Origin of the sequence: Ruminococcus turbiniformis, from assembly GCF_020687545.1 — a bacterium.
Lineage (GTDB): Bacteria > Bacillota > Clostridia > Lachnospirales > Lachnospiraceae > Mediterraneibacter > Mediterraneibacter turbiniformis.
Window position 1 is genome coordinate 1 of sequence record NZ_JAJEQX010000004.1, and the last position, 21742, is coordinate 21742.

General features: G+C 47.2%; 24 protein-coding genes. 6 read left to right on the forward strand and 18 right to left on the reverse strand.

Annotated features, from left to right (window positions below; genetic code table 11):
* Nucleotides 1-118: 118 nt before the first annotated feature.
* Together LKD70_RS03070 and LKD70_RS03075 are read right to left on the reverse strand one after the other, a co-directional pair.
* Nucleotides 119-373: a hypothetical protein gene (locus LKD70_RS03070; protein WP_265104731.1), complete on the reverse strand. Its 255-nt coding sequence runs from the start codon at nt 371-373 to the stop codon at nt 119-121.
* Nucleotides 374-532: 159 nt separating this feature from the next.
* A complete protein-coding gene (locus tag LKD70_RS03075; RefSeq protein ID WP_227706586.1) occupies nt 533-1093 on the reverse strand; it encodes a flavodoxin family protein in 561 nt (186 codons plus the stop codon).
* A 105-nt stretch (nt 1094-1198) separates the two neighbouring features.
* Between LKD70_RS03075 and LKD70_RS03080 the strand changes: the two genes are divergently transcribed.
* Nucleotides 1199-1540 (forward strand): winged helix-turn-helix transcriptional regulator, encoded by a 342-nt coding sequence (locus LKD70_RS03080; protein WP_191493666.1) that lies wholly within the window; start codon nt 1199-1201, stop codon nt 1538-1540.
* Between the two features lie 148 nt (nt 1541-1688).
* Here the strand turns inward: LKD70_RS03080 and LKD70_RS18500 are convergent, their stop codons facing one another.
* Together LKD70_RS18500 and LKD70_RS03085 are read right to left on the reverse strand one after the other, a co-directional pair.
* Nucleotides 1689-1820 (reverse strand): hypothetical protein, encoded by a 132-nt coding sequence (locus tag LKD70_RS18500; RefSeq protein ID WP_265104732.1) that lies wholly within the window; start codon nt 1818-1820, stop codon nt 1689-1691.
* Between the two features lie 177 nt (nt 1821-1997).
* Entirely contained in the window at nt 1998-2897 is a 900-nt protein-coding gene (locus tag LKD70_RS03085) for a Fic family protein (RefSeq protein WP_227706587.1), read from the reverse strand.
* A gap of 384 nt (nt 2898-3281) precedes the next feature.
* Between LKD70_RS03085 and LKD70_RS03090 the strand changes: the two genes are divergently transcribed.
* The 3 genes from LKD70_RS03090 to LKD70_RS03100 all read left to right on the forward strand — a co-directional run bounded on the left by LKD70_RS03090 (nt 3282) and on the right by LKD70_RS03100 (nt 5260).
* Nucleotides 3282-4493: an ISLre2 family transposase gene (locus LKD70_RS03090; protein ID WP_227706588.1), complete on the forward strand. Its 1212-nt coding sequence runs from the start codon at nt 3282-3284 to the stop codon at nt 4491-4493.
* Nucleotides 4494-4720: 227 nt separating this feature from the next.
* Entirely contained in the window at nt 4721-5053 is a 333-nt protein-coding gene (locus LKD70_RS03095) for a putative quinol monooxygenase (RefSeq protein WP_227706589.1), read from the forward strand.
* A gap of 6 nt (nt 5054-5059) precedes the next feature.
* Entirely contained in the window at nt 5060-5260 is a 201-nt protein-coding gene (locus tag LKD70_RS03100) for a MerR family transcriptional regulator (RefSeq protein WP_227706590.1), read from the forward strand.
* A gap of 114 nt (nt 5261-5374) precedes the next feature.
* Here the strand turns inward: LKD70_RS03100 and LKD70_RS03105 are convergent, their stop codons facing one another.
* Entirely contained in the window at nt 5375-6268 is an 894-nt protein-coding gene (locus LKD70_RS03105; protein ID WP_227706591.1) for a Fic family protein, read from the reverse strand.
* 429 nt (nt 6269-6697) lie between these two features.
* On the reverse strand, nt 6698-7216 hold the full coding sequence (locus tag LKD70_RS03110) for a tyrosine-type recombinase/integrase (RefSeq protein ID WP_407690889.1): 519 nt from the start codon (nt 7214-7216) through the stop codon (nt 6698-6700).
* 718 nt (nt 7217-7934) lie between these two features.
* Between LKD70_RS03110 and LKD70_RS03115 the strand changes: the two genes are divergently transcribed.
* Nucleotides 7935-8546, forward strand: a complete 612-nt coding sequence (locus LKD70_RS03115) for a hypothetical protein (protein ID WP_227706592.1) — start codon at nt 7935-7937, stop codon at nt 8544-8546.
* An 89-nt stretch (nt 8547-8635) separates the two neighbouring features.
* On the opposite strand, the gene LKD70_RS03120 is transcribed toward LKD70_RS03115, so the two are convergent.
* The 9 genes from LKD70_RS03120 to LKD70_RS03160 form a co-directional block, all read right to left on the reverse strand.
* Nucleotides 8636-8983, reverse strand: coding sequence for a hypothetical protein (locus tag LKD70_RS03120; protein ID WP_227706593.1), 348 nt, complete (start codon nt 8981-8983; stop codon nt 8636-8638).
* Complete coding sequence (locus tag LKD70_RS03125) at nt 8983-9336, reverse strand: PqqD family protein (protein WP_227706594.1); 354 nt, start codon at nt 9334-9336, stop codon at nt 8983-8985. Before LKD70_RS03125 ends, LKD70_RS03120 begins: the two co-directional genes overlap by 1 nt.
* Before the next feature lie 178 nt (nt 9337-9514).
* A complete protein-coding gene (locus tag LKD70_RS03130) occupies nt 9515-11404 on the reverse strand; it encodes an OPT family oligopeptide transporter (protein ID WP_407690890.1) in 1890 nt (629 codons plus the stop codon).
* 176 nt (nt 11405-11580) lie between these two features.
* On the reverse strand, nt 11581-12456 hold the full coding sequence (locus LKD70_RS03135; RefSeq protein WP_227706596.1) for a NifB/NifX family molybdenum-iron cluster-binding protein: 876 nt from the start codon (nt 12454-12456) through the stop codon (nt 11581-11583).
* Nucleotides 12457-12712: 256 nt separating this feature from the next.
* Nucleotides 12713-13453: a metallophosphoesterase gene (locus tag LKD70_RS03140; RefSeq protein WP_227706597.1), complete on the reverse strand. Its 741-nt coding sequence runs from the start codon at nt 13451-13453 to the stop codon at nt 12713-12715.
* Nucleotides 13454-13493: 40 nt separating this feature from the next.
* On the reverse strand, nt 13494-13844 hold the full coding sequence (locus LKD70_RS03145) for a DUF2200 domain-containing protein (RefSeq protein WP_227706598.1): 351 nt from the start codon (nt 13842-13844) through the stop codon (nt 13494-13496).
* Between the two features lie 43 nt (nt 13845-13887).
* Nucleotides 13888-14439 (reverse strand): histidine phosphatase family protein, encoded by a 552-nt coding sequence (locus tag LKD70_RS03150; RefSeq protein WP_227706599.1) that lies wholly within the window; start codon nt 14437-14439, stop codon nt 13888-13890.
* Nucleotides 14440-14475: 36 nt separating this feature from the next.
* Nucleotides 14476-15960: an AAA family ATPase gene (locus LKD70_RS03155; RefSeq protein WP_227706600.1), complete on the reverse strand. Its 1485-nt coding sequence runs from the start codon at nt 15958-15960 to the stop codon at nt 14476-14478.
* 145 nt (nt 15961-16105) lie between these two features.
* Nucleotides 16106-16714, reverse strand: a complete 609-nt coding sequence (locus tag LKD70_RS03160) for an ATP-binding protein (protein ID WP_227706601.1) — start codon at nt 16712-16714, stop codon at nt 16106-16108.
* Between the two features lie 174 nt (nt 16715-16888).
* Between LKD70_RS03160 and LKD70_RS03165 the strand changes: the two genes are divergently transcribed.
* A complete protein-coding gene (locus tag LKD70_RS03165) occupies nt 16889-17500 on the forward strand; it encodes a Crp/Fnr family transcriptional regulator (protein ID WP_407690898.1) in 612 nt (203 codons plus the stop codon).
* Between the two features lie 17 nt (nt 17501-17517).
* Here the strand turns inward: LKD70_RS03165 and LKD70_RS03170 are convergent, their stop codons facing one another.
* The 3 genes from LKD70_RS03170 to LKD70_RS03180 form a co-directional block, all read right to left on the reverse strand.
* Complete coding sequence (locus LKD70_RS03170; RefSeq protein ID WP_227706603.1) at nt 17518-18627, reverse strand: histidine phosphatase family protein; 1110 nt, start codon at nt 18625-18627, stop codon at nt 17518-17520.
* Nucleotides 18624-19286 (reverse strand): nucleotidyltransferase family protein, encoded by a 663-nt coding sequence (locus tag LKD70_RS03175; protein WP_227706604.1) that lies wholly within the window; start codon nt 19284-19286, stop codon nt 18624-18626. The genes LKD70_RS03170 and LKD70_RS03175 overlap by 4 nt, the downstream gene beginning before the upstream one ends.
* A gap of 97 nt (nt 19287-19383) precedes the next feature.
* Nucleotides 19384-21738, reverse strand: coding sequence for an FAD binding domain-containing protein (locus LKD70_RS03180; RefSeq protein WP_227706605.1), 2355 nt, complete (start codon nt 21736-21738; stop codon nt 19384-19386).
* Nucleotides 21739-21742: the final 4 nt, after the last annotated feature.

The window sequence follows — 21742 nt, forward strand, 5'->3', positions numbered from 1 at the left end:
CGCACCAGCGGTATTCTTCCATTATGAGGGATGGGGAGTCTTTAAATCAAAAGAAACCCTGGCCGCTCAGCTCCGCATTGCGGCCGTTTTGCTCCGCAAAACCGGCCGTAGTAGGCCGCTATTTGCAGGCGGCAAGTTCCGCATGGTATAGAACGGCTGTCTGGCCGCAGGCGGTAAAAAGATATTCTTCAAGCTGCTCCAGCTCGGCAAGCTGGACAAACTTCTCATTCATCAGATAGTCAAGGGAAACTTCCTGTTCCCACCTCCGGCGCAGCTTCAAAATTTCATCTATGGCGGCGTGACGAATGACAACCTTGCAAAAGGCATTAAAGGTGTACTGGATATGCACTTTGTAGGCTTCATCTTCGGTCATGGAAATGCCCCCTCTCTGAATAATAGTGTGGGGCGGCAGCACTCCTTGCTGTCGCCCCTTGATTGCCTTCCAGCAAAGGCGGGCGGGGCTGTCAACGGCGGCGCGTATACGCCGTTCATCTTGACCGTTGACTGGCTCGGCTGGCTTTGCTATCAATCTTTAAAAAATAGATTTACCTAATGCCTCTGCTTCTTCGAGTTGCTTTGGCTTGTTTAATATTGCTCCGGCGTCCATATTGCCGCCAGCATATACAATTCCAATATTCTTCCAGCCCAAATGAGAAGTTAACCCCTCATAAAATGCTTTGACAGGTGCGAAATTATTTTCTGTATCACCTTCGGCGGCCATAAGTAGAATACAATCCTTTTTAGGATTTTCATAGTTTGGGGTCAGTTCGGCAACTGCGAAAAGTCGGTCGAACGCACATTTCAGTTGACCACTAATTCCCCAGTAATACATAGGAGAAGCTAAAACCACAATATCTGCGTCCTTGTAGGCCGGATAAATCTTCTGCATATCGTCTTTTTGAACACACGGGCTTGCTGTGTCCTTGCCGCCATTACAACAACCTAAGCAACCATGAATGTTCATTTTTTGCAAGTCAAAACATATAACTTCATTTCCCGTGGCTTCTGCTCCCTTTATGAAATGAGTTATAAGGGCTTTAGTATTTCCATTCGGGCGTGGGCTCCCATTCAAAATACAAATCTTTTTGCTCATAAGCTATACACCTCCAAAATTTATGTTATAATTATAGCAGCACATACAAGTAAAATAAAGTACGCACATTTTAGTTAGATACTATCTAAAAGGAGAGTTATATTTATGTTTAAAGATTTTATAGCAAATGCAAATTTTGAAGATACCGGATTTAGTTATACATTGTCGTTAATTAACGGAAAATATAAAATGGTAATCCTGTACTGCCTTATGGAATTTAAAGTAGTACGATATAATGAGTTGAAGCGATATATCAAATCTATATCCCACAAAACTTTAAGTAATTCTCTAAAGGAATTAGAGAAAGACCAACTCATAATCCGCAAAGAATACCCTCAAATACCGCCCAAAGTTGAATACAGTTTATCGGAAAAAGGGCAGTCGCTCATGGAAATATTAGACCAGTTATGTGTATGGGGCGAGAACCATAGAGATAGCTCAAAATAGTGGGGCTGTCGCTTGTCAATTTCTTGTGTGTTACTTTATAGCACATGAGCATTTACTCAAGGCACATATTTATCTACATACAGCAAGCGGCGATACTCCTGCTCTGGAATATCGCCGCTTTCGTTCTCATATATCAAAACTTGTCACATCAAGGCGCTTTCAAAAATGGTGTAGTGGTGGTGTAGTAAGCGCCCTTTTGCTCCGCAGAGCCATTGATTTTACTGGCTTTTTGGGGACTTTTCAAGATACTGCCGTGGCAGATGAAAAGCACTCGTATCATATTTTAAAGTCCTCCTGTTTTGCTAAGATTTGCCCCGTTTTGCCGCGATTTGCCATGTAATAGGCAGAAACAAAGCTTCTCATAATCCAAAATTATCGGAACTAACACTCCAAAAAAATTTATCACTTCCAAAGTGTAAAATTGACACTTTGGAACCAACTTTTGATACTTTGAAAACTACTTTACTTCATATGGGATTCTGAAATAATCCAAATACGCCTTATATCGATCCTGTGCGGTCAGGCAGGTATCTGTCAGATAGCCTTTTTCATTGTCCCACTCCTTCAATCCTCTATAGTAGAACATCTTCAGGTTATCCTCAATAATGAAGGGAACAATATTATATTTTAAACATTCTTTGAACATAATCAGCCTGCCAACACGACCGTTACCGTCCTGAAACGGATGGATTCGCTCAAACTTTACATGGAAATTCAGAATATTCTCAAAGGTCTTTTCTTCTTTTGCATTGTACTCTGTCAGCAATGCTTTCATCTTACCGGCAACTTCTTCAGGCAGAGTAGTATCCATGCCGCCTACCTCATTGGGCAGTTTCTTATAATCCCCCACTGCAAACCAGTCTTTTCTGGAATCGCTGGTTCCGCTTTTTAAAGTCAGATGAAGTTCCTTAATAAACTTCTCAGTCAAAGCAGTTTTTGCATGGTCGATAATCATATCAATACATCGAAAATGATTTGATGTTTCAATCACATCATCTACGTTGAGAACCTCATTTTCCACGCCAATGGTATTGGTTTCAAAAATATATCTGGTCTGATCATGGGTCAGACGACTTCCCTCAATATGGTTTGAGTTATACGTTAAATCAATTTGTGTTTTATGGTAAATACCGCCGGAATATTTACTTGCTTTTTGTTCCTGCAAGATATCCAGCAGTGTAATCGGATGTTCTTTCCTTTTATTGGAACGCTCTGGTTTTTCAGCGTTCTCCGGAATATTCCAGGTCTTTCCGGTAAGAAAAGCACCCTGCACACGCCCATGGGCACAGTAATTTCTCACACTGCGCTCCGATATATTCCATTTTTTTGCTATTTCAACAACTGAAAGGTAGTGCATCTGCTTTCCTCCGTTATCAATCAAATCTAATACTATATGAATCTACACTATAGTATATCACATTACCGGCAATAAATCCATCAAACTTCTATATTATACAATATATTTTGCCGATTCCGAAATCTTTCAACTACGTCCCTCACGGATAACTCCCGGGATACTTGCGTATTTTGGCTTTGTATATTTTATTATAATAGTTATCTTTCATACATTTCCCTCTTGACTGTCAAGTAACTATACATATTATACTAGTGTAGTATCTTTTAAATAACTGGATTTTATATTCCGGCCATGATAGAATACATACATCAAATGGTGGAGGTATCCTATCTATGGGAAGAAAATCAATCGTTATCAACCTCAGTGCTGAGGAGCGTGAATATCTTGAAACACAAACACGTAGGAGATATTACCTTTACGCATACCCTGTATAAAGACCAGACGGGAAAGAGCCGGTGTCTCCTGGATGAACTGTTGCACCTGCCGGATAGAGAAAGATTTACAGCAGCGGCAGAAGCAAAGCTTTTGAATGAAGCGGAAGTCCATTCTTACCAGCATACCGCGGAATCAATCAAGACAAATGGGCAGACGATCACAAAGACGACGGTAATGAACAAAGTCCACTCCATCGAAAAAGAGATCCCGGAGATGGAAGAGCCGCCAAAGGAAAAGAAAGCCTGCGAATATCTTTATATCGAAGCGGATGAGGATCATATCCATCGGCAGAAAGATGGATATGAACAGGGATGTTTTATCGGCAAGCTGGTCTATCTCTTTGAAGGAAAAGAAGAGATCTGCAATGGCAGGAGAAAGCTGATCTCACCGTTCTATTTTGGAGGGCTTTATGCGGGATCGGATCAGAATGCCGCCCTGTGGGAATCTGTAGATGCTTATATCCGGCAGCATTATGATCTGGATGTACTGAAATGCGTTTATATCAACAGCGATGGCGGGAGTTGGATCCGTGCAGCTGCCAACTATGTAGGGAAAAGCAGACTTGTGGCAGACCGGTTCCATCTGATGAAATACATCAACCGGGTAGCCCGGTATACGCTGGATGAAGAAGGGGTCACAAAAGGACGGTTCTATAAGTATATTTATAAAAATAAGCTTCTGGCAGCCAAAAAGCTCCTGACCCGGATCCGGAACCACTGTGAAGGGAGCGAACGCGCGGTAGAAGACTGCAGGACATATCTTGTTGGAAACTGGGAGTATATCCAGAGGGCATTCCATGATAAGCACGTACTGGGGTGCAGCGCGGAAGGACATGTGAGCAGCGTTTTATCTGAGCGGATGAGTTCAAGACCTATGGGATGGAGTGAGACGGGTTCAGACCGGATGTGCAAGCTGCGTTGTTTTATCCGTAATTATGGACGGGAAAAAGTGATCGACCTTGTGAATTACCGAAGGGAGCGAGAGCTGGAAATATGCGCGGCAACAGGGACAGACGGGATGATCGATGAGCCGCAGAGGAAAAAGTATACAGCGAAACAGAGAGAGGTACAGCGGTATGCGGAGGCTTTGCATGGAACTCTGGGAGGGAATTCCACCGTACGGAAGATCCTTGCCATCCGAGAACAGATCGGGAATCTATAATCTTGAAAAAAAGAAACGCCAGTTGTATGATTAAGAAAACAAGTCTGAAGTCACATTATTTTGGGGACGATCTTTTTCATTTCAACTGACAATTCGTTTACTTCATCGATTCATATTGAAGCACTTGAGCAGGATTCCTATTTGTGCTAAGATAAGCATAACAAGTTCGGGTAACTCGAAGTCAAGGCTTTTTTGAAATTTTTATAAAAATCGGAAAGGAAATCACAATGGCAATCACGATTAACATCTATTATACAGGCATGAATGGGAACGCAAGGCGATTTGCTGAGGAAATGGTTCAAAGTGGTATAGTCCATGATATTCGTTCAGAAGCAGGCAATCTTCGTTATGAATATTTTTTCCCTATGGAAGATAAAGAGTCGGTACTTTTAATTGATAGTTGGACAGACCAACAGGCACTCGATTTTCACCATGCTTCTTCTATGATGGAGAAAATAATGCGAATGCGTGAAAAATATGACCTGCACATGAAAGTAGAGCGTTATTTATCTGATAATATTTCCGACCGAGAAACCGATAAAACTTTTATCCGGGAGTGATGTACTATGATTTATTCATTGAAACAATTTGCCGAAATGTTCAATATGACAGAGCATACAATCCGATATTATACCGACATCAATCTTTTGCCCTGCCAGAGAGATAAGGGAAACCGCCGCATTTTTAACGAAGAATCCGTTAACTGGATGCAGGGGATTGCCTGTTTGAAAGGCTGCGGTGCGTCGATTGAGGATATTAAAGAATAATAAAAAATCTACTGTCATTATCTAGGACACAATCAAATACCCCCATTTTATCCAATTCATCGTCTAAACCTAGATATTCTGAAACAAACATTCCCACACACCTCCACAATATTTTCATTCTTCCAACATTGCCAGATAGCTGTCTAATCTTGTACTCACATACCCAGCAAACAACTTTTCCATCGCATTCAGATTATGATTTACATGATATTCATCAAAAGCATTGTAATAAGCAACCCGATCTGTAAATTTAATATCAATCGGCGGATATCCTGCTTTCATCAGTTCCAGATTTACAAGCAGCCGCCCCGTACGACCATTACCGTCTATAAACGGATGAATGCCTTCAAATTCAATATGGAACTGTGCGAGCCTGGGAATGATATGCTCGGTGCTGTTTCTATAAGCTTCCAGCAACTGCTCCATCTTAGGTTGAATAAGATAAGGCTGTACCGGTTCATGTTTTGCCCCCATAATTCTTACTGGAACTCTTCTGTAAACCCCACGGTCATCTTTTTTATCCGCCAGTACCAGATAATGAATCTGCTTTATCACACTCTCTGATAATGGCACCTGCTCCTTTACCAGATCCTGCACAAAATAAAAAGCTTCTTTATGTCCGACCGCCTCCATATGGTCTTTGAGAGGTTTTTGATCAATCGTGAGACCACGCAGCACCATATCTGTTTCTCGCAAGGTCAGCGTATTACCTTCAATCGCATTGGAATTATAGGTATACTCCACCACAAATTCTTCTGTAAGACGCTCTGCCTCTCCTTCTGTCAATGGGCGCCTGGTGTCCAATTCTGCTTTCTTTCGGTCAATCATCTCTAACAGACTTTCTGCAGATCTATATCGACCATCCTCCGGTTTCTTTGCCTCTTCCGGAATCTTCCAACTACGTCCCACACGGATAACTCCCGGGATTTTTCCTTCTAAGCATAAGACCCGTACTCTTCTGTCTGAAATTCCCCACTTCTCTGCTGCTTGTTTCACTGACATATACATAAGTATTTCACCTCGCTTAGATAATAATATACCCCATTATCGGAACAATAGCAACGCTATCGGAATAATATTCAGCGTTTATCGGAATAATGCAAAAAGATCCCGCAGATGCCCTTGACTCTCCCGGATCAATGCTTTCACATTATTCACTTTTCTTTCCTCAGTAGTAGTAAATCCGTAGTCCCCCTCTGCCTCTCCCACCCTGTTTTGCCGCGATTTGCCAAGTATGTAGCTGCCGCTGAAATTGTTAAAACAATCACAGAATAAGCGAATCGGGGCAAATTGAGGCCGTCAAAAGTAGTAAAAACGTAGTAAGAATGGGGGTGTGTTACTACCGTCCTATTTTAGCATAATTCTGTAGAACTGGATAGGACTATCTGGTTATGAAAAAACGCCCTGCCATAGCAGAACGCCTTCATCCTTTCTATATTATATCGCCCGGAACATTTTCTGTGAAACTGTCCCCTCTCCGTTTATCTTTTCCATTTTCTTCCTGGCATTCTCCAGTTCTTCCACCCGCTTCAACTCATCCACGGCATCCTCAAGGCCCAGATGGGTATAGGTGTTCAGCGTTACTCCAATATCGCTATGCCCCATCAGATACTGGAGTGTCTTTGGATTCATGCCTGACTTCGCCATATTGCTGCAGTAAGTGTGACGGCAGACATGGGGTGTGATATTCGGCATCTGAACCCGGTAAATGTCGTTGTATCGTTTTACCATATGGTTAAATCGATGCTCCCAATGCATCGCCACCAACGGAAGGCCCTCTTTATCCGTAAACAGAAAGCCTGTGTATCCGTCCACCACTCTCTCATACCTTGGTGCTTCCCGGTCCTCGATGATAGCCTGGAAACACCGGAATACGTCTTCGGACATAGGCAGCTTCCTGGTTCCTGCATTGGTTTTCGTTGACAGATACCTTTCTGCCAGTTCCTCCACTGTCATGTTTTTTCCAGTAGGATTAGATAAAGAATCCAAATCATGGCCGGTCTGCCTATCCAGTTCCCGAAGGGACAGGCAGGGCTTTTCCCTGCTGGCAGTTTGTCCGTTGGTTCCAACCGCAAATGAAAAACCACCCGTATAAGAAAAAGAGAGTTTTTGTGATGACTACATACAAAAAATCCATGATGTAACGAAGGGAGAACTCGTTGACACAGCTGTTCTTTATGACTCTGAAGAAAAGGCATTTTATCCGGTTACAGTGGGAACACTGAAAGCAGGTGACTACAAATACGAAATTGCATATGAAGATGGTGAATATACTGTGAATATTTTGTATGTGAAGTAAGCAATGTATCTATTGTATGTCATGTATTTCATGTTATATAATAGTTATTATTAAAAATACCGAGGAGGGATGAATTTTATGTGGGGGAACCGTTTGCTGGACAGTTTCATAGACTGGACATACTCTATGAGACTAGGGTTGCGGCGTAAAGACCGTTAATCAAGCGTTCTGTATTGCGGTGTATATTCCACCATCCGCTGAAAATTATAGCCAAGACGGTTACAAACGCTGGTATGCTCAGAATATGCAGAAAAAGGCAGAGTGGGATGCAAGGAATGCTGCAATCGTGGTAAAGGCAGAGCTTCACAAGAAAGACAGAATGATGCTGATTACTGGCGTAATCAATCACGTAGATAACGAATTGGAGGAATCGAAATGGAAGAACGTTCAATTTTATGGTGTATTTTCCACCACCCTTTAAAAATTATCATCAGGACAGGGATTTTTTGGATTGTATTATATGCTGTGATTTACATACTGGGCGCTCTGTCATCTGACGCGGATATGAGCTTTTTAAGCACTGACTTGTACAGATATGGTTCGCTTGTATTATGCTTTATACTTGCACTTTTGAATGTAAAAAAGACAACAAATGACGAACTGATTCGAGCACAAGCATATCAAAATGTGATGAATAAGTACCAGACAAACACACAGACCGCATCCGCACCGACTGGTAAAAAGAAGAAGAAAAAGAGCCTGCTTTTCGGAGCTATGAAATCAATGAATAATTCTATGAACAGCAACCTGGAAGGTTTTGCAAATGGAGTCGGTAACGCTTTCATGGGTTCCAGTGGTTCAAACAACACTTCGTATCAGGAAAGGCAGAAAAAGGCTAATCAGGATGCATGGAATCGCTGGCACGCTCAGGATATGCAGAAAAAAGCGGAATGGGATGCACGAGATGCTGCACTCCGTGGAAAAGACCGGGCAGCTCAGCAAAGAAGAAATGACGCTGACTACTGGCGCAATCAATCAAAGAGATAACATGAAGATATTATCTTCTTGTTTTTCAGAATATTTTCATTTAAAAAAATAAAAGGCACGTTGAAGCAAAGGAAAAGACTGCCTGCCAGTTATTTATTTAACTGATAGACAGTCTTTTCCCCTCTTTTCTCCTCCCGGATCATTTTCTGCCGGACCATATACGGCAAAATGGAATCGAGGAATTTATTAGGTTCGGTTACTCCGATCTGTTCTTTTGAAAATGGCTGGCGGGCAGTCAGTTCTTTCACGAACGGCTCCAGTTCTTTTCTCGTCAGCGGGCCGCTTTTTTTCAGTGCCTTCTTTACTCTGGAAATGCCTTTGGCGCTGAGCATATTGGAAAGATCCTGCTTCTGGCGCATGGCGCGCCACATTCCCCAGACATAGAGGATTGCCGTGGCCAGGGCAAACAGAAGTACAAATGGAATATATTGAAGCATTACCGTTTCTTCGCTCCTTTCCAGTGAATCAGGTTATTGTCGCGCAGGATTTCCAGAAATTTGATCAGCCTTGACAATGACTTTTCCTTCCCGGGAAATTTTTCATCAAACTCTTTTGAAAGCTGATGTACATCCTTCTGTCCGTCAATTGCAAGCCAGACAAAGCTGCCGAGCTCATCCATCTTAATATCACTGATTCTCGGACGGTGGAATATTTTCTGAGCGATCCGGTTGTGAAATCCCTTCCACTCGATAAACAAAGTGACCATGCCGTCCTCCGCGGTTTCGTATTCAATTCCCGGATTTTTCTCCGGAATATAATCCAGATAATTTTTACTGATTTTTTTGCTCATGATTTTTAGAGACGCCCTCTCCTTTTCCTTACACTCGGCTCACACCCGGGGCTCCCATGAGAGCCCCGGTACGGCCTGCTGACCACAAAGTATCATACCGCTGGAAGAAACAGCCTGCAGGATACAGGCTGTTACCGCGCCGGTTATCCGGCTTCCGCAATTATGCAGAATTTCCTGCTTATTTTGATTTCTTCATGCATACTCTGTACAGGTAAGCCAGAAGGAAGATAAAGATAACCAGACTGACAATCTGAGGAACCGAGATATTCAGTTTTGCAGCCACATCGATTGCAGAATCCACTTCAAGAACTGCGAGAACTGCGAGAACAATACCCATGATACCCTCTCCGGCGATCATACCGGAAGTAAAGAGAACTCCTCTGTCTGCACGATCTTTCTTCTCCTCGTCCGTACCTTTGATCTTCTCAACGATAAAGCGGACAACGCCGCCTGCCATAATACCCGCACTTAAGCTGAACGGAAGATACATGCCAACTGCGAACGGCATTACCGGAACTTTCAGAATTTCAACAGTAATTGCCACAAAGACTCCGATAAAGATCAGAGCCCACGGCAGATCTGCATTCATGATACCTTCCACGAGCATCTTCATCATAGTAGCCTGAGCAGCCGGAATCTCCTCGCCGCCGTAGCCCCAAGCCTCATTCAGCAGGTAAAGAACCCCTCCAATTGCTGCTGCGGACACAACAACACCGATCATCTCAGCAAGCTGCTGGTTCCTCGGTGTAGCACCTACGATGAAACCGGTCTTCAAATCCTGTGATGTATCTCCCGCAATCGCAGCGATAATACAGATAACGCCTCCGATTGCGATAGCGCCTACCATACCTGTCGTGCCGTCTGTTCCTGTAGCTTTCAGGACCAGTGTTGCAATGATCAGCGTAGCGATCGCCATACCGGATACCGGGTTGTTGGAAGAACCGATCAGACCGACCATACGTGAAGATACGGATGCAAAGAAGAATCCGAAGATCACGATGAGCAGTGAGCCGAACGGGCTTACCGGGAATGTCGGGATGATCCAGATCAGAATAACGATGGCTGCAAGGATAACGAGCAGCACCGGCATCGGAAGATCCCGCTGTGTACGCAGTGAATTCTCCTGTGCGTGCTTTCTGCTCATACTTGCCATTGCCTGTTTAAATGTCCGGATAATCAGCGGGAAAGTCTTGATCAGACTGATAATACCGCCTGTTGCCACAGCACCAGCACCGATATATTTGATGTAATTGCCCCAAATGTCATCGGGCGCCATAGTGGAAATCGGATCTGTACCCGGGAAGATCGTAGCATCTCCGCCGAACAGAGCGATCGCCGGCATAAGTACGAACCAGCTCAAAGCACCGCCGGCAAGCATATAACTTGCAATCTTAGGTCCGCAGATAAATCCGACACCGGCAAGCGAAGGAAGTACCTGGATACCGATCTGTGAACCGGCATAACCTTTGAATGCATAGCCGATCTCGCTCGGGAAAAGTTTTAATCCGTCGGCGACAAATTTATAAAATGCCGCAATTCCGAGTCCTGTGAAGACTGTACCGGCTTTAGCGCCGCCTTCTTCACCCGCGAGAAGTACTTCTGCGCATGCAGTTCCCTCCGGAAACGGAAGGGTTCCGTGTTCTTCAACGACAAGAGCCTGACGAAGCGGAACCATGAAGCATACGCCCAGGAGACCGCCGAACAGAGCGATAAAGAAAATTGTTATCATGCTCGGGAATTCGATCTTGCCTTCCTCTGCCCACAGGAATAATGCAGGAAGTGTAAAGATCGCTCCTGCTGCCAGAGACTCACCAGCAGATCCGATTGTCTGCACAATGTTGTTTTCGAGAATGGAATCTCTGCGGAGGATCACACGGATAATTCCCATTGAGATAACTGCCGCCGGAATAGAAGCGGAAATTGTCATGCCAACGAGGAGTCCGAGATATGCATTCGCTGCACCGAATACAACCGCAAGGATGATACCAATCACGATGGATGTGACCGTAAATTCCGGAACGACTTTGTCTGCAGGAATATACGGTTTGAACTCATTCTTGTTGTCCATGATGTTCATTCCTTTCTGATATTTTTTTAACGACTTCTTAACGCAGTCCAGACCATTATATCACGTTACTCTGATAAAAAGAAGAAGAAAATTAATTATATTAAAAAAAAGATGCAGGAGCTTTTCCTACTCCTGCATCTTCTCAAGCCGGTATTTTTTTATGATCCGGATTCTGCTCATTTTACTTCTACCAGTTCGATCCGGAAGTTCAGCTCTTTGCCTGCCATCTCGTGGTTGGCATCAAACGTAATCGTTGTCTCTTCTTTTGCTGTCACTTTCACAGGGAAGGGCTGTCCATACTGGTTGGAAAGATAAACCTGCTGTCCGACGGTGAGATCTTCCGAGCCGGGAAGCTGTGAGATCTCCACTGTGAAGATGGCATTCGGATCCGGCATCCCGTAAGCTTCCTCCGGCATCAGGTGTACATCAACAACCTGGCCCACTTCCATATCCGCTACAGCCGCGTCGAATCCCCGGATCATCTGTCCTGCGCCGCAGACAAACTCCAGCGGTTCCCCGCGGTCATAGGAAGAGTCAAACTGTGTGCCGTCGTTGAACGTTCCTCTGTAGTGCGTCCGGCATGTCTTTCCCACGTTGCGTCCTGTAAGAGCCGGTGCTGCGCCGCATCCGCCTCCGCAGCCTGATCCGCAGGAATGGCCGTCCTCGTGATGTCCGCAGGAGTGTCCGTCTCCGTGGTCGCCGCAGCTGTGTCCGTCCTCATGATGGTGGTCACAGTTCGCCCCTGTAGAGACAAGCTCTCCTTTTAAATATGCTTCCACTGCCTGGTCTGCATCGCCCTGTGCGCCGGCGCAGAGCTCAACTCCCGCCTCTGCAAGTGCAGCCTGTGCGCCTCCTCCGATGCCTCCGCAGATCAGCACGTCTACGTTCTGTTCTGACAGAAGTCCCGCCAGAGCACCGTGTCCGGCTCCGTTGGAGCCGATGACCTCGCTGGAAACGATCTTGTTGTCTTCCACTTCATACACTTTGAAAAACTCGGTTTTTCCAAAGTGCTGGAAAATATTCCCGTTGTCGTAAGTTACTGCTATTTTCATTTTCTGGTTCCTCCTCTTTTGCGTCTGTTCCGATCAGACGCCCGCAGGCCTATTCTATCACATACGTGCGGCTTTTTGAAGAGGATTTCTTTTGCGGAAAACGTTGTTCATCTGATTACACAAAGAGTCTCATTTTTTAAACTGCTTTATGAGCCACTTATGAACCAGTTCCGGCCACATTGCAATCTCCTCATCGGGTTCGCCGGGCGCCTGGATCTGCCGGATGTTTTCAAAATAAATGCGTGTATAATCCCCATCACGGCAGCACAGCCGCCGGGTGAAAACCAAGATAATCCCCAGATACAAGCATGTAATTGATCCCGTGGAACATCCCCCGGATGCTGTCGCCGAACCGGCGTTCTCCGTGGCAGTGCGAATACACAACCGCAGTGACGCCGTACTCTTCCGCAATCTCGGTGAAGGGGGATGTCTCCTCGAGAATATTCGTCGGCGGATAGTGAAGGAACATGATATATTTCCGGTATCCCGCCGCTTCAGCCTGACGAAACGACTCCCGCAGCCGTTCTATTTCCCTGGCGACAAGCTTTTTCGCGTGCTCCTCTCTCGCTTCATCCCATCCGGTAATATTTCCCCACGGATCCAGATAAAAGGGGCCCTCAAAAGTATAGCCCTTTGTTCCGACAAGCGCATATTCCCCGTATGAAGCAAAATTATTCTGAAGGAAAAAGAGCCGGCCTTTATATTCTTCATTCAGGCGCTCCGTCTTCTTCGCGTCCCAGAACATGTCGTGGTTGCCCCGCAGAAGGATCTTCCGCCCGGGAAGCCGTTCAATAAAGGCGAGATCCTCCCGGCACTCCTCAAGCTTTCTGCCCCAGGAGTGATCCCCGGTGAATACCAGAGTATCCTCCGGTTTTACGGTTTTGTTTACATATTTCTCAATTTTACGTTCATGATGCTTCCAGACTCTCCCGAATCGATCCATCGATTTATCTGTCTGAAAACTCAGGTGCAGGTCTCCCAGTGCGTACAGTGCCATTACTATTTCCTTTCACCTTACATGCTTCTATCGGGATATTTTACTTTCTCAGAATTTTTTCCATTGTCTTTCCTTTTGCCAGCTCGTCCACAAGCTTGTCCAGATACCGGATCTGCTTCATCAGAGGATCCTCGATCGTTTCCAGCTTCACTCCGCAGACACTCCCCTTAATCAGAGATGCGTTCGGGTTGATCTCCGGCGCGTTTCTGAAAAAATCACCGTAGGTGATGTCGCCCTCCATCATCTCTTCGATCTCCCGGGCTGTGTATCCGGTCAGCCATGATGTCACTTCAAAAACCTCTTCTTTTGCTCTGTTTTTCCGCTCTGCCTTCTGGATCAGATAAGGGTACATTTTTGAAAATTTCATGGAGAATACTTTTTCATTTTCCATCTGCGCTTCCTCCGATTTCGATCTTTTTCCTGTCCTGCTCTCCTCACTGCTCCCCGGGGAATTCATATTTAAGCACTTCGCAGTTCTTCACCCCGAATGCCGCATACTCCTCGTTTGTCATATCTGTAAAATACGACTGGACAACGCGGGCGATGCCGTTGTGCGCCACAAGAATGTATGTCTTTTTGTCAGATTCTTTTCTTATATCATCGAGAAGATTATAAATTCTCTGAGCCAGCTGAAGTGTGGACTCACCATTCCCGTTCCGGCAGGCGAACATTTCTTTCGCTTTCTTAAAGTCTGCTCCGTCTCTTGGCGTAGACTCCCACTTCCCGAAATTCTGTTCTGTCAGGCGCGGCTCCACGCGGGCCGGTATCCCGGTGACCTCGGAAATGTGCCTTGCCGTCTCCGCCGCACGGATCAGCGGTGAATAAAGGATTTCATCCGCATGGATTTTCTCTTCCAGAATCTTCTTTCCGGTCTCAATCGCCTGCTGGTGGCCGTACTCTGTAAGGGCGATGTCCGTGGCTCCGCAGATCTTATTTTCCACATTCCACACAGTCTGACCATGTCTTACAAAATAAAAATGTCCCATAATTCAATATCCCTTTGAACTGTCCAAATTTTTGAACTATCCCAGAAGTTCCTTCACCATCGCACTGTCAAACCGAACCTGTTCCACATGGTTTACTTCGATCTGGTAAAGCGCATTCGCGGCAATATGTTCCGCCGCCTGTTCCAGGTCACGGATGCCGCTTGTGTTCCGATGCAGGTCAATCACTGCCTCAAGCCCATCCGGAGTCAGCGTACATTCATCTTCCCTCATGCCGATACGCCTCAGCACTTTCGGAAGAGCATATCTGGAAAAGATCACCTTCTTTTCCTCAGGTGTATAATCCGGAATCTCAATGACCGCAAACCGGGACATAAGCGGCGCGCTGATCTGTTCCTTATCATTTGCCGTGGCAATGGGATAAACCCCGACTGTCGGGATCATGCATTCAATATAGTTGTCCGTGAAGCCGAGATTGTCAAGCAGTGTCAGAAGCACATCGGCGGGATTGCCGTTTCCTTTTCCTGACGCAGCTTTGTCAAGCTCGTTTATGATAAAGACAAGATTAGACTCCCCCGCCATGGAAAAAGCGTCCATAATAATTCCCGGTTTTGCGTTGGCGTAGATCCTCGAACTTCCGGTAAGCTGTTCCGGATCATTGATAGAACTCATATCAAGCGTCGTCCATGGCAGTTTCAGGATACGGGCAACTGCATAGGCAATCTGCGATTTTCCGGTCCCGGCAGGCCCGATCAGAAGCAGGCCGTAGGCGGGCAGCGTATGGGTACGGTTGATCTGGATAATTGTCTCAATAATACGCTGCTTTACCCGTTCCATGCCGTAGAGTTCCTCATCCAGAATCCTCTTCGCCTCATCCGGATCAACAGATGGAAAATAGTTTCCCTTCCACTGAATATTCATCATGATGGAAAGAGCCCTCTGGGCATGCCGCCGCTCTTCCGCAGATACTTCCTGGGAGCGGGCAACTGCCAGATTTCTCCTGGCCCAGAGCCGGATATTATCCGGGAGGGTCCGGCCGGCACAGTTCATAAAGTCAGTGATGCTCTGAATACTTGTAAGCTTCATGCTGTCACCGCTCTCCTCCTCTTCCTCATCAGGAATATCCTCCGATGGCGCGTCGCTTGAAAGGAGACGTTCTATCATAAACTGAAGGAATCCGTCCTCGGCAGAAAGCTTTCCGGCGCCGCCAAATGCGATCTCACGGATTTTGTACACTGCATATCCTTCCTCCGTATCTGCTCCCGACAGGCGCACGTTGATATGACTCTCTCCAAGCCATTTTAAAAGACTTACAAACCGCGCGTCGATTTTCACAATATCCGCGCTGGCTGTGCCGTCCGTCCCTTTGAACTCAAAAGCTGTCTTGCGGATCGGATTTGTAAACATGCCGCTTGTGTGATGCTTTAACTGTCCGGCATGGTTGTCCAGTATGAGAATGGGGTGCTCCGGAGATGTCTGAGATACACTGGAATAAAATACTTCATAAGTGCATTCAGGCTCCTTCGCGTTTTCTGGGGTATTGTTGAAATCAAAAACCGGCATAATGACCTCCCTGTTCTGCAGTTTTTTCATGTCTTTGCTGTCTGTTCAGTATCTCTGTTATCATTACACAATTTTACCACATAATCAACCGGATGTTTACACATTTTTCTGCAGATTCAGGGAGGGATTCAGGGTGGATCAGGGTTTACCTCTCCAGGATTTTTCCGTCTATTGACACGACAGTCACATTCCAGGGGATCACTTTCCCGCTGTTCTGAAGCGCTGTCTTTACAGCATGCTCCATCCCGCCGCAGCAGGGCACTTCCATGCGCACAACCGACACGCTCCGGATCTCATTCTGCCGGATAATCTCCGTCAGCTTCTCCGAATAATCCACCGCATCCAGCTTCGGACAGCCGATCAGCACAACGTGATTCCGGATAAATTTCCCGTGGAAGGACGCATATGCGTATGCAGTGCAGTCAGCCGCAATCAGAAGATTGGCCCCGTCAAAGTACGGCGCGCTGACCGGCGCCAGCTTGATCTGCACCGGCCAGTTGAAAAGCTGAGCTGACTTTTCCGTCTGATTCTTTCTTGCTGCTTCCTCATCATAGGCCGCAGCCTCCCTCTCCTCGAATGTAATTGCTCCGGTGGGACATGCCGGCAGGCAGTCGCCGAGTCCGTCGCAGTAATCTTCTCTTAACAGCTTTGCCTTGCCGTCAATCATGCCGATAGCTCCTTCATGGCATGCGTTGGCACATGCTCCGCATCCATTGCATTTTTCTTCATCGATATGAATGATTTTTCTTATCATGATAATTCTGTTCTCCTTTTTATTTCTGTTGATTTTACTGAAGCTATCATAGTATAATAGGCAAAGCATGTCTGTTGGATTTCAAACAAAACGGATAAATTTTATTTTGTATAAAGGGGTGATTTCTTGAAAAAGCATTTACCTGTACTGAGAAACAGTTCCTTTTTCAGCGGAATGTCAGATGATGAAATACTTTCTGTCCTTCACTGTGTGGATGCACGCACAGTGACGAGAAGAAACGAAGAATATATATTCCATGCCGGCGAAAGCATATCAGAAATGGGGCTAGTCCTGTCCGGCTCTGTTCTTGTTGTCCAGGAGGATGTATGGGGACGGAGGAATATTATGTCCAGAATAGAGGCCGGAGATATTTTCGCAGAGTCCTATGCTGCCACGCCCGGGTCGGTTCTCAATATCAGCGCCGTCGCCTGTGAAAGATGCGAGATTCTCCTGTTAAATGTCGGCCGGCTGCTGACCGTCTGCCCTTCCGCCTGCGGACATCACAGCCGGCTGATCCGAAGCCTTGTCACCGTTCTTTCCCGCAAGGTGCTTCAGTTTAACGAAAAGATCACACATATGAGCAGGCGGAGCACACGGGAAAAACTTCTCTCTTATCTCTCCGCCGAATCGGTAAAACAGGGAACGCGCTCCTTTGACATTCCATACGACAGACAGCAGCTTGCAGACTATCTCTGTGTGGAACGGTCCGCCATGTCAGCGGAGCTGTCAAAGCTTCAGCGTGAAGGACTGCTCCGGACAAACCGCAATCACTTTGAGCTGTTCTGAACAGAAATGCAGACACATCAGCCTGTGTAACCACGAATTTTTTTCTCCACTGCCTGAGCCTCTGCAAATCTTCTCATGCAGTGCCTTCTGGCCGTGTCGTTTCCTTCCCGCTCAAACCGTTCCATTTTGAGCCTGAAACGCTCCTCCAGTGTAACTTCTTTTTCGCCGCATACAAGCTTGTCCGCAAGATAGACCACGTCCGCCTCACCGGGCAGGCCGCCCGGAATTACAGCTTCGTCCAAAACAAAATCGTGATGTCTCCGGATGATATCAGCAGCTTCCGGATACCCTTCACGGTCCAGGACAGCCGCTCCCTGCTTTGCGTGATCCGGCTCAGTGCGGAGAATGTCATGAAGCAGAGCTGAGGCGCTGATCAGCTTCAGGTCAAGGCCTGCGCCGTATCTGTTCAGCTCTTTTCCGATTTCAATCGCTTTCTTCTGCACCATCCGGCAGTGCCGTCTTACATTTTCCGGTGTCCGGTATCGTTCAAAGAGCGCCCCGCACGTCTCCTCATCCGGAGCATTTTGCGGCATAATTCCGTAACTCACAACCCGCATTTCCACTTTTTCTGTTTCTTTGTCCCCTTCTACTTCAGATTCCCGGATTTCGATCCGGCTGAATCCGCCGTACGGCTGACGCAGTCCCCTTGACGTTTCCAGCGGTGTGCCAAGAAGAAAGGACAGGAAGCAGCAGTTGATCCCCGCATGGGCTACACAGACGATATCTCCGGATGACTCTTTGAGGATCCCGCTGACAGCTGTCTGAAAGCGGCGAAGCCCGGCTGCGCGCGTTTCTCCGCCCTCCGGCTCTGATTCCAGCGTCTTTTTGATCTGTGAGAGAGGCATATTCTCCCACTCCCCCATATCAAGCTCCTGAAGCCCGTCTTTTATGATGACAGGAAAACGGCCGCCAGAGAGAAGCTCTGCCGTCCGCACCGCACGTACAAGAGGACTTGTATACACGGTAAGTCCGTCTTTCCCGTAATCCCGGAAGACGTGTGCCAGTGCCCTGGCCTGCGCCTCCCCCTCTTCGCTTAACTTTAGATCAGTTCGTCCGATGCATCGCCGTTCCCCTCCCGGAAACGCCACCTTTCCGTGACGCACAAGATACAATGTCCTTTGTTTCAAGTCTCTTTCCCTCCGCCGTCCGTTTTTTTCTCACCTGAGCCGTTCGTTTCCTTCTTTCGTGCGCTTTCCGTGGAAAAATACTGCTCTACAAGCCGTTCATATTCCTCCCGCGTATCCACATCCTGCCGCACGCCCGGGTCATCTGTCACAAGTTCCGTATAGGGAATCCCCACAGCCTCCACCGCGCCTTTGAGTCCGCCTGTTCCGCTGTATTCACAGAGCCGCAGAGCCATCTGAGAGCGGATCACGACGGGATGGCCGGGCAGTCCGTTATAGCTCGTCCTTGCAATCTGCGCGTCCGTATCGAGAATTCTCTCAAATGTCTCTCTTCGGATGGCCGGCAGGTCCATCGGCATAACGGCGATGCGTTCGCACTGACCTGCCGCAGCGCGGATTCCAAGACAGATGGAGTCAAACATCTGTGTTTTCTTATACCTCTCATTTACCACAAAAGAGGCCCCTGTATAGGCAAGGCGCTGTCTCAGCTCCGCTCCTCTGTATCCGATTACAACGACGATGGGATCCAGTCCCAGTTCTTTTAAACTTAAAACTACATGTTCCGCGATTGTACTGTCTCCAAAAGGAAGAAGCGGTTTAAAGGCGTGCATGCGGGTGGAAAGTCCCGCCGCCACAAGCACTGCTCCTGTCTTTTCCCTCATAATTATTTCCTCCGCCTGTACAAAAACGGGCCCCGTATATACGGGGCCCGCAAGTTCTGATTCTTTTTTTACCGCCGGCTTTTTCCGTACTGTTTTATTATACACCAAAAGCTTTGCGGAATTGAACCTTAACTTCCTGAATTTTGTAATTATTTTCTTTCAGAGGCTGCGCGTCTTTCAGAGCGATCTCTGCCGCCTGATCCACGTTCTCTGCTGTTTTTGCTTTTCCTTTCAGGAATGCCTCTGCCTCCGAGAAACGTACCGGAACCGGAGCGATTCCTCCTGCCGCGAGACGAACATCTGCAAGAACGCCGTTCTCCTCTTTGTACGCGTATGCGAGGGAGGTCACCGCAAAATCGATGGATTCACGCAGACGCATCTTCAGATATCCTGTCTCGTATCCTTCCATCTTCGGAACCGTGATCTCCGTCACGATCTCACCCGGCTCAAGAATCTCAACTGAGTGCATATTGCTGAAGAACTGATCCGCGCCGAATGTATGCTCTGTCGTCTTTATCTCCGCGTCAAAAGCAACAAGTACAGGACTCATGTCGGATGCGTTCACCGAGTAGCAGCCGCAGTTCATGCAGCGCCCTGCCTCCAGCTTCGCCTCTTCTCTTGTCAGGCTTGTGGAATCCTCATTCTCCAGACTTCTCTCTGCCACAGGAGTATCTTTTTCTTTCATGCTCTCTGTCACAAAGATCCGTTCCGGATCATGTTTTAAGAATCCGCCGCGCGCCGGAGCAGGTTTTACCGGATAACCCATGTACTCGCTCATGTGTCTTGCCGCAATGCCGCCGTCACGGATCGCCTTGATCGCAACAGACGGGCCGGAAGCCGCATCACCGCCCGCGTAAACGCCGGGTTCTCTCGTATCTTTGTGCTCGCCGATCTCGATCAGTCCGCGCGCGCTCTTTAACTCTTCCTTGTATTTCTCGCCGAGGAAGTCAAGGTCAACTCTCTGTCCGGTTGCAAGGATGATACAGTCGGACTCGAATACTTCCTTATCGTTCTCGTCATATACCGGGCTGAAATGTCCTGCCTCGTCAAATACGGATGTGCAGCGTTTCGCCTCAAGTCCGGTTACACTTCCGTCCTCGGCTGAGATAACGCGTCCGAGTCCCCATCCGTTATAGATCTCAACGCCTTCTTCCTCGGCGCGTGCGATCTCTTCTGCGGATGCCGGCATCTCTGCTCTCTGCTCAAGGCAGACAAGCTTTACTTTCTGAGCGCCGAGCCTTACTGCGGTAAGGGCAACGTCCATGGCAACGTTTCCGCCGCCGCATACGAGGACGTTCTTTCCGATCTGACGGTTCATAAACGCCTTGACCTCAACGAGGAAGTTCAGACCGAAATGAGTCAGATGCTCGCCGTCGATGCCGAGGATCGGCTGTTTCCATGCTCCGGTATCAAGGAATACCGTGTCGTTTGCTTCCTTGATCTCCTCGATCTTAATATCTTTTCCGACTTCCGTATTGAAGCAGAAGTTTACGCCCATGTTTTCGATGGCGTGTACAAGGTCTCTCACATAATGTTTCGGGAGACGGTACTCCGGAATGCCGTACATCAGTACGCCGCCGGCTTCTTCCATCTTCTCATATACAGTAACCGTATGGCCTTCTTTTCTTAAATAGTAAGCCGCTGTCAGACCTGCCGGGCCCGCACCTACGATGCCGACTTTCTTCCCGGTCTCTGTTGCCGGTTTCTGATAGAACTTATCTGCATTTTCCAGTATGTAGTCACCCAGTGCTCTCTCAACCGCATGGATATTGATGCAGTCGCCGTCCTCGCACTGGTTGCACTGTGTCTGGCATGTATGCGGACATACTCTTGATGTGAGCATCGGCATCGGGTTCACTCTCATGATGATCTCTGCCGCGCCGTCCCAGTCGTCCTCGCGGATTCTCGCCATGTATCCCGGAATATCCGTTCCTGCCGGGCACTCTGTAGAGCAGGCGTTTTTGCCTGTGTTCATACCGCCCATGATGGAATGATACTGGTTGCGTCCTTTAATGGCATAACACTCATCCCCGCCTTTTCTCGCGCACATCAGACGTCCGCCGATGGCATGGGGATAGCGGTAATACCAGCAGCGCACATCCTGGCAGATATTTCCGCCGATGGTCGCTTCGTTTCTGATAATCGGGGAGGCGATGCTTCTCGCTGCGTCCCAGACTGCTTTTTCCTCTGTCTTAAGGAAATCGGAATCTTCGATGTCACAGAGTTTTGTCATTGCGCCGATGGAGACCGTATTTCCATTGTCCCGGATATAAGACGCGTCTTTGATTGTTTTCAGATTGACAACTGCCTCCGGAGCATCAGGAAGGATCTGCTTTTTCAGCGTTCCGATCAGATCGGTTCCTCCTGCGATGGGCTCTGCCTTTTTGTAAGAGCGCAGTGCGGATGATGCCTCTTCATAGCTTTCGGCATTGATATGGTCAAATTTTCTCATTTCC

Excerpts from the sequence above, each read along its gene's own strand:
- LKD70_RS03105 (WP_227706591.1), bottom strand. The coding sequence starts at position 6,268 with ATGTATATGTCAGTGAAACAAGCAGCAGAGAAGTGGGGAATTTCAGAC.
- LKD70_RS03110 (WP_407690889.1), bottom strand. The coding sequence starts at position 7,216 with ATGACAGTGGAGGAACTGGCAGAAAGGTATCTGTCAACGAAAACCAAT.
- LKD70_RS03155 (WP_227706600.1), bottom strand. The coding sequence starts at position 15,960 with ATGCCGGTTTTTGATTTCAACAATACCCCAGAAAACGCGAAGGAGCCT.
- LKD70_RS03125 (WP_227706594.1), bottom strand. The coding sequence starts at position 9,336 with ATGAGCAAAAAAATCAGTAAAAATTATCTGGATTATATTCCGGAGAAA.
- LKD70_RS03175 (WP_227706604.1), bottom strand. The coding sequence starts at position 19,286 with ATGAGGGAAAAGACAGGAGCAGTGCTTGTGGCGGCGGGACTTTCCACC.
- LKD70_RS03080 (WP_191493666.1), top strand. The coding sequence starts at position 1,199 with ATGTTTAAAGATTTTATAGCAAATGCAAATTTTGAAGATACCGGATTT.
- LKD70_RS03145 (WP_227706598.1), bottom strand. The coding sequence starts at position 13,844 with ATGGAAAATGAAAAAGTATTCTCCATGAAATTTTCAAAAATGTACCCT.
- LKD70_RS03130 (WP_407690890.1), bottom strand. The coding sequence starts at position 11,404 with ATGGACAACAAGAATGAGTTCAAACCGTATATTCCTGCAGACAAAGTC.
- LKD70_RS03180 (WP_227706605.1), bottom strand. The coding sequence starts at position 21,738 with ATGAGAAAATTTGACCATATCAATGCCGAAAGCTATGAAGAGGCATCA.
- LKD70_RS03150 (WP_227706599.1), bottom strand. The coding sequence starts at position 14,439 with ATGGGACATTTTTATTTTGTAAGACATGGTCAGACTGTGTGGAATGTG.
- LKD70_RS03160 (WP_227706601.1), bottom strand. The coding sequence starts at position 16,714 with ATGATAAGAAAAATCATTCATATCGATGAAGAAAAATGCAATGGATGC.
- LKD70_RS18500 (WP_265104732.1), bottom strand. The coding sequence starts at position 1,820 with ATGATACGAGTGCTTTTCATCTGCCACGGCAGTATCTTGAAAAGTCCC.
- LKD70_RS03075 (WP_227706586.1), bottom strand. The coding sequence starts at position 1,093 with ATGAGCAAAAAGATTTGTATTTTGAATGGGAGCCCACGCCCGAATGGA.
- LKD70_RS03085 (WP_227706587.1), bottom strand. The coding sequence starts at position 2,897 with ATGCACTACCTTTCAGTTGTTGAAATAGCAAAAAAATGGAATATATCG.
- LKD70_RS03115 (WP_227706592.1), top strand. The coding sequence starts at position 7,935 with ATGGAAGAACGTTCAATTTTATGGTGTATTTTCCACCACCCTTTAAAA.
- LKD70_RS03100 (WP_227706590.1), top strand. The coding sequence starts at position 5,060 with ATGATTTATTCATTGAAACAATTTGCCGAAATGTTCAATATGACAGAG.
- LKD70_RS03095 (WP_227706589.1), top strand. The coding sequence starts at position 4,721 with ATGGCAATCACGATTAACATCTATTATACAGGCATGAATGGGAACGCA.
- LKD70_RS03140 (WP_227706597.1), bottom strand. The coding sequence starts at position 13,453 with ATGGCACTGTACGCACTGGGAGACCTGCACCTGAGTTTTCAGACAGAT.
- LKD70_RS03165 (WP_407690898.1), top strand. The coding sequence starts at position 16,889 with ATGTCAGATGATGAAATACTTTCTGTCCTTCACTGTGTGGATGCACGC.
- LKD70_RS03135 (WP_227706596.1), bottom strand. The coding sequence starts at position 12,456 with ATGAAAATAGCAGTAACTTACGACAACGGGAATATTTTCCAGCACTTT.
- LKD70_RS03070 (WP_265104731.1), bottom strand. The coding sequence starts at position 373 with ATGACCGAAGATGAAGCCTACAAAGTGCATATCCAGTACACCTTTAAT.
- LKD70_RS03120 (WP_227706593.1), bottom strand. The coding sequence starts at position 8,983 with ATGCTTCAATATATTCCATTTGTACTTCTGTTTGCCCTGGCCACGGCA.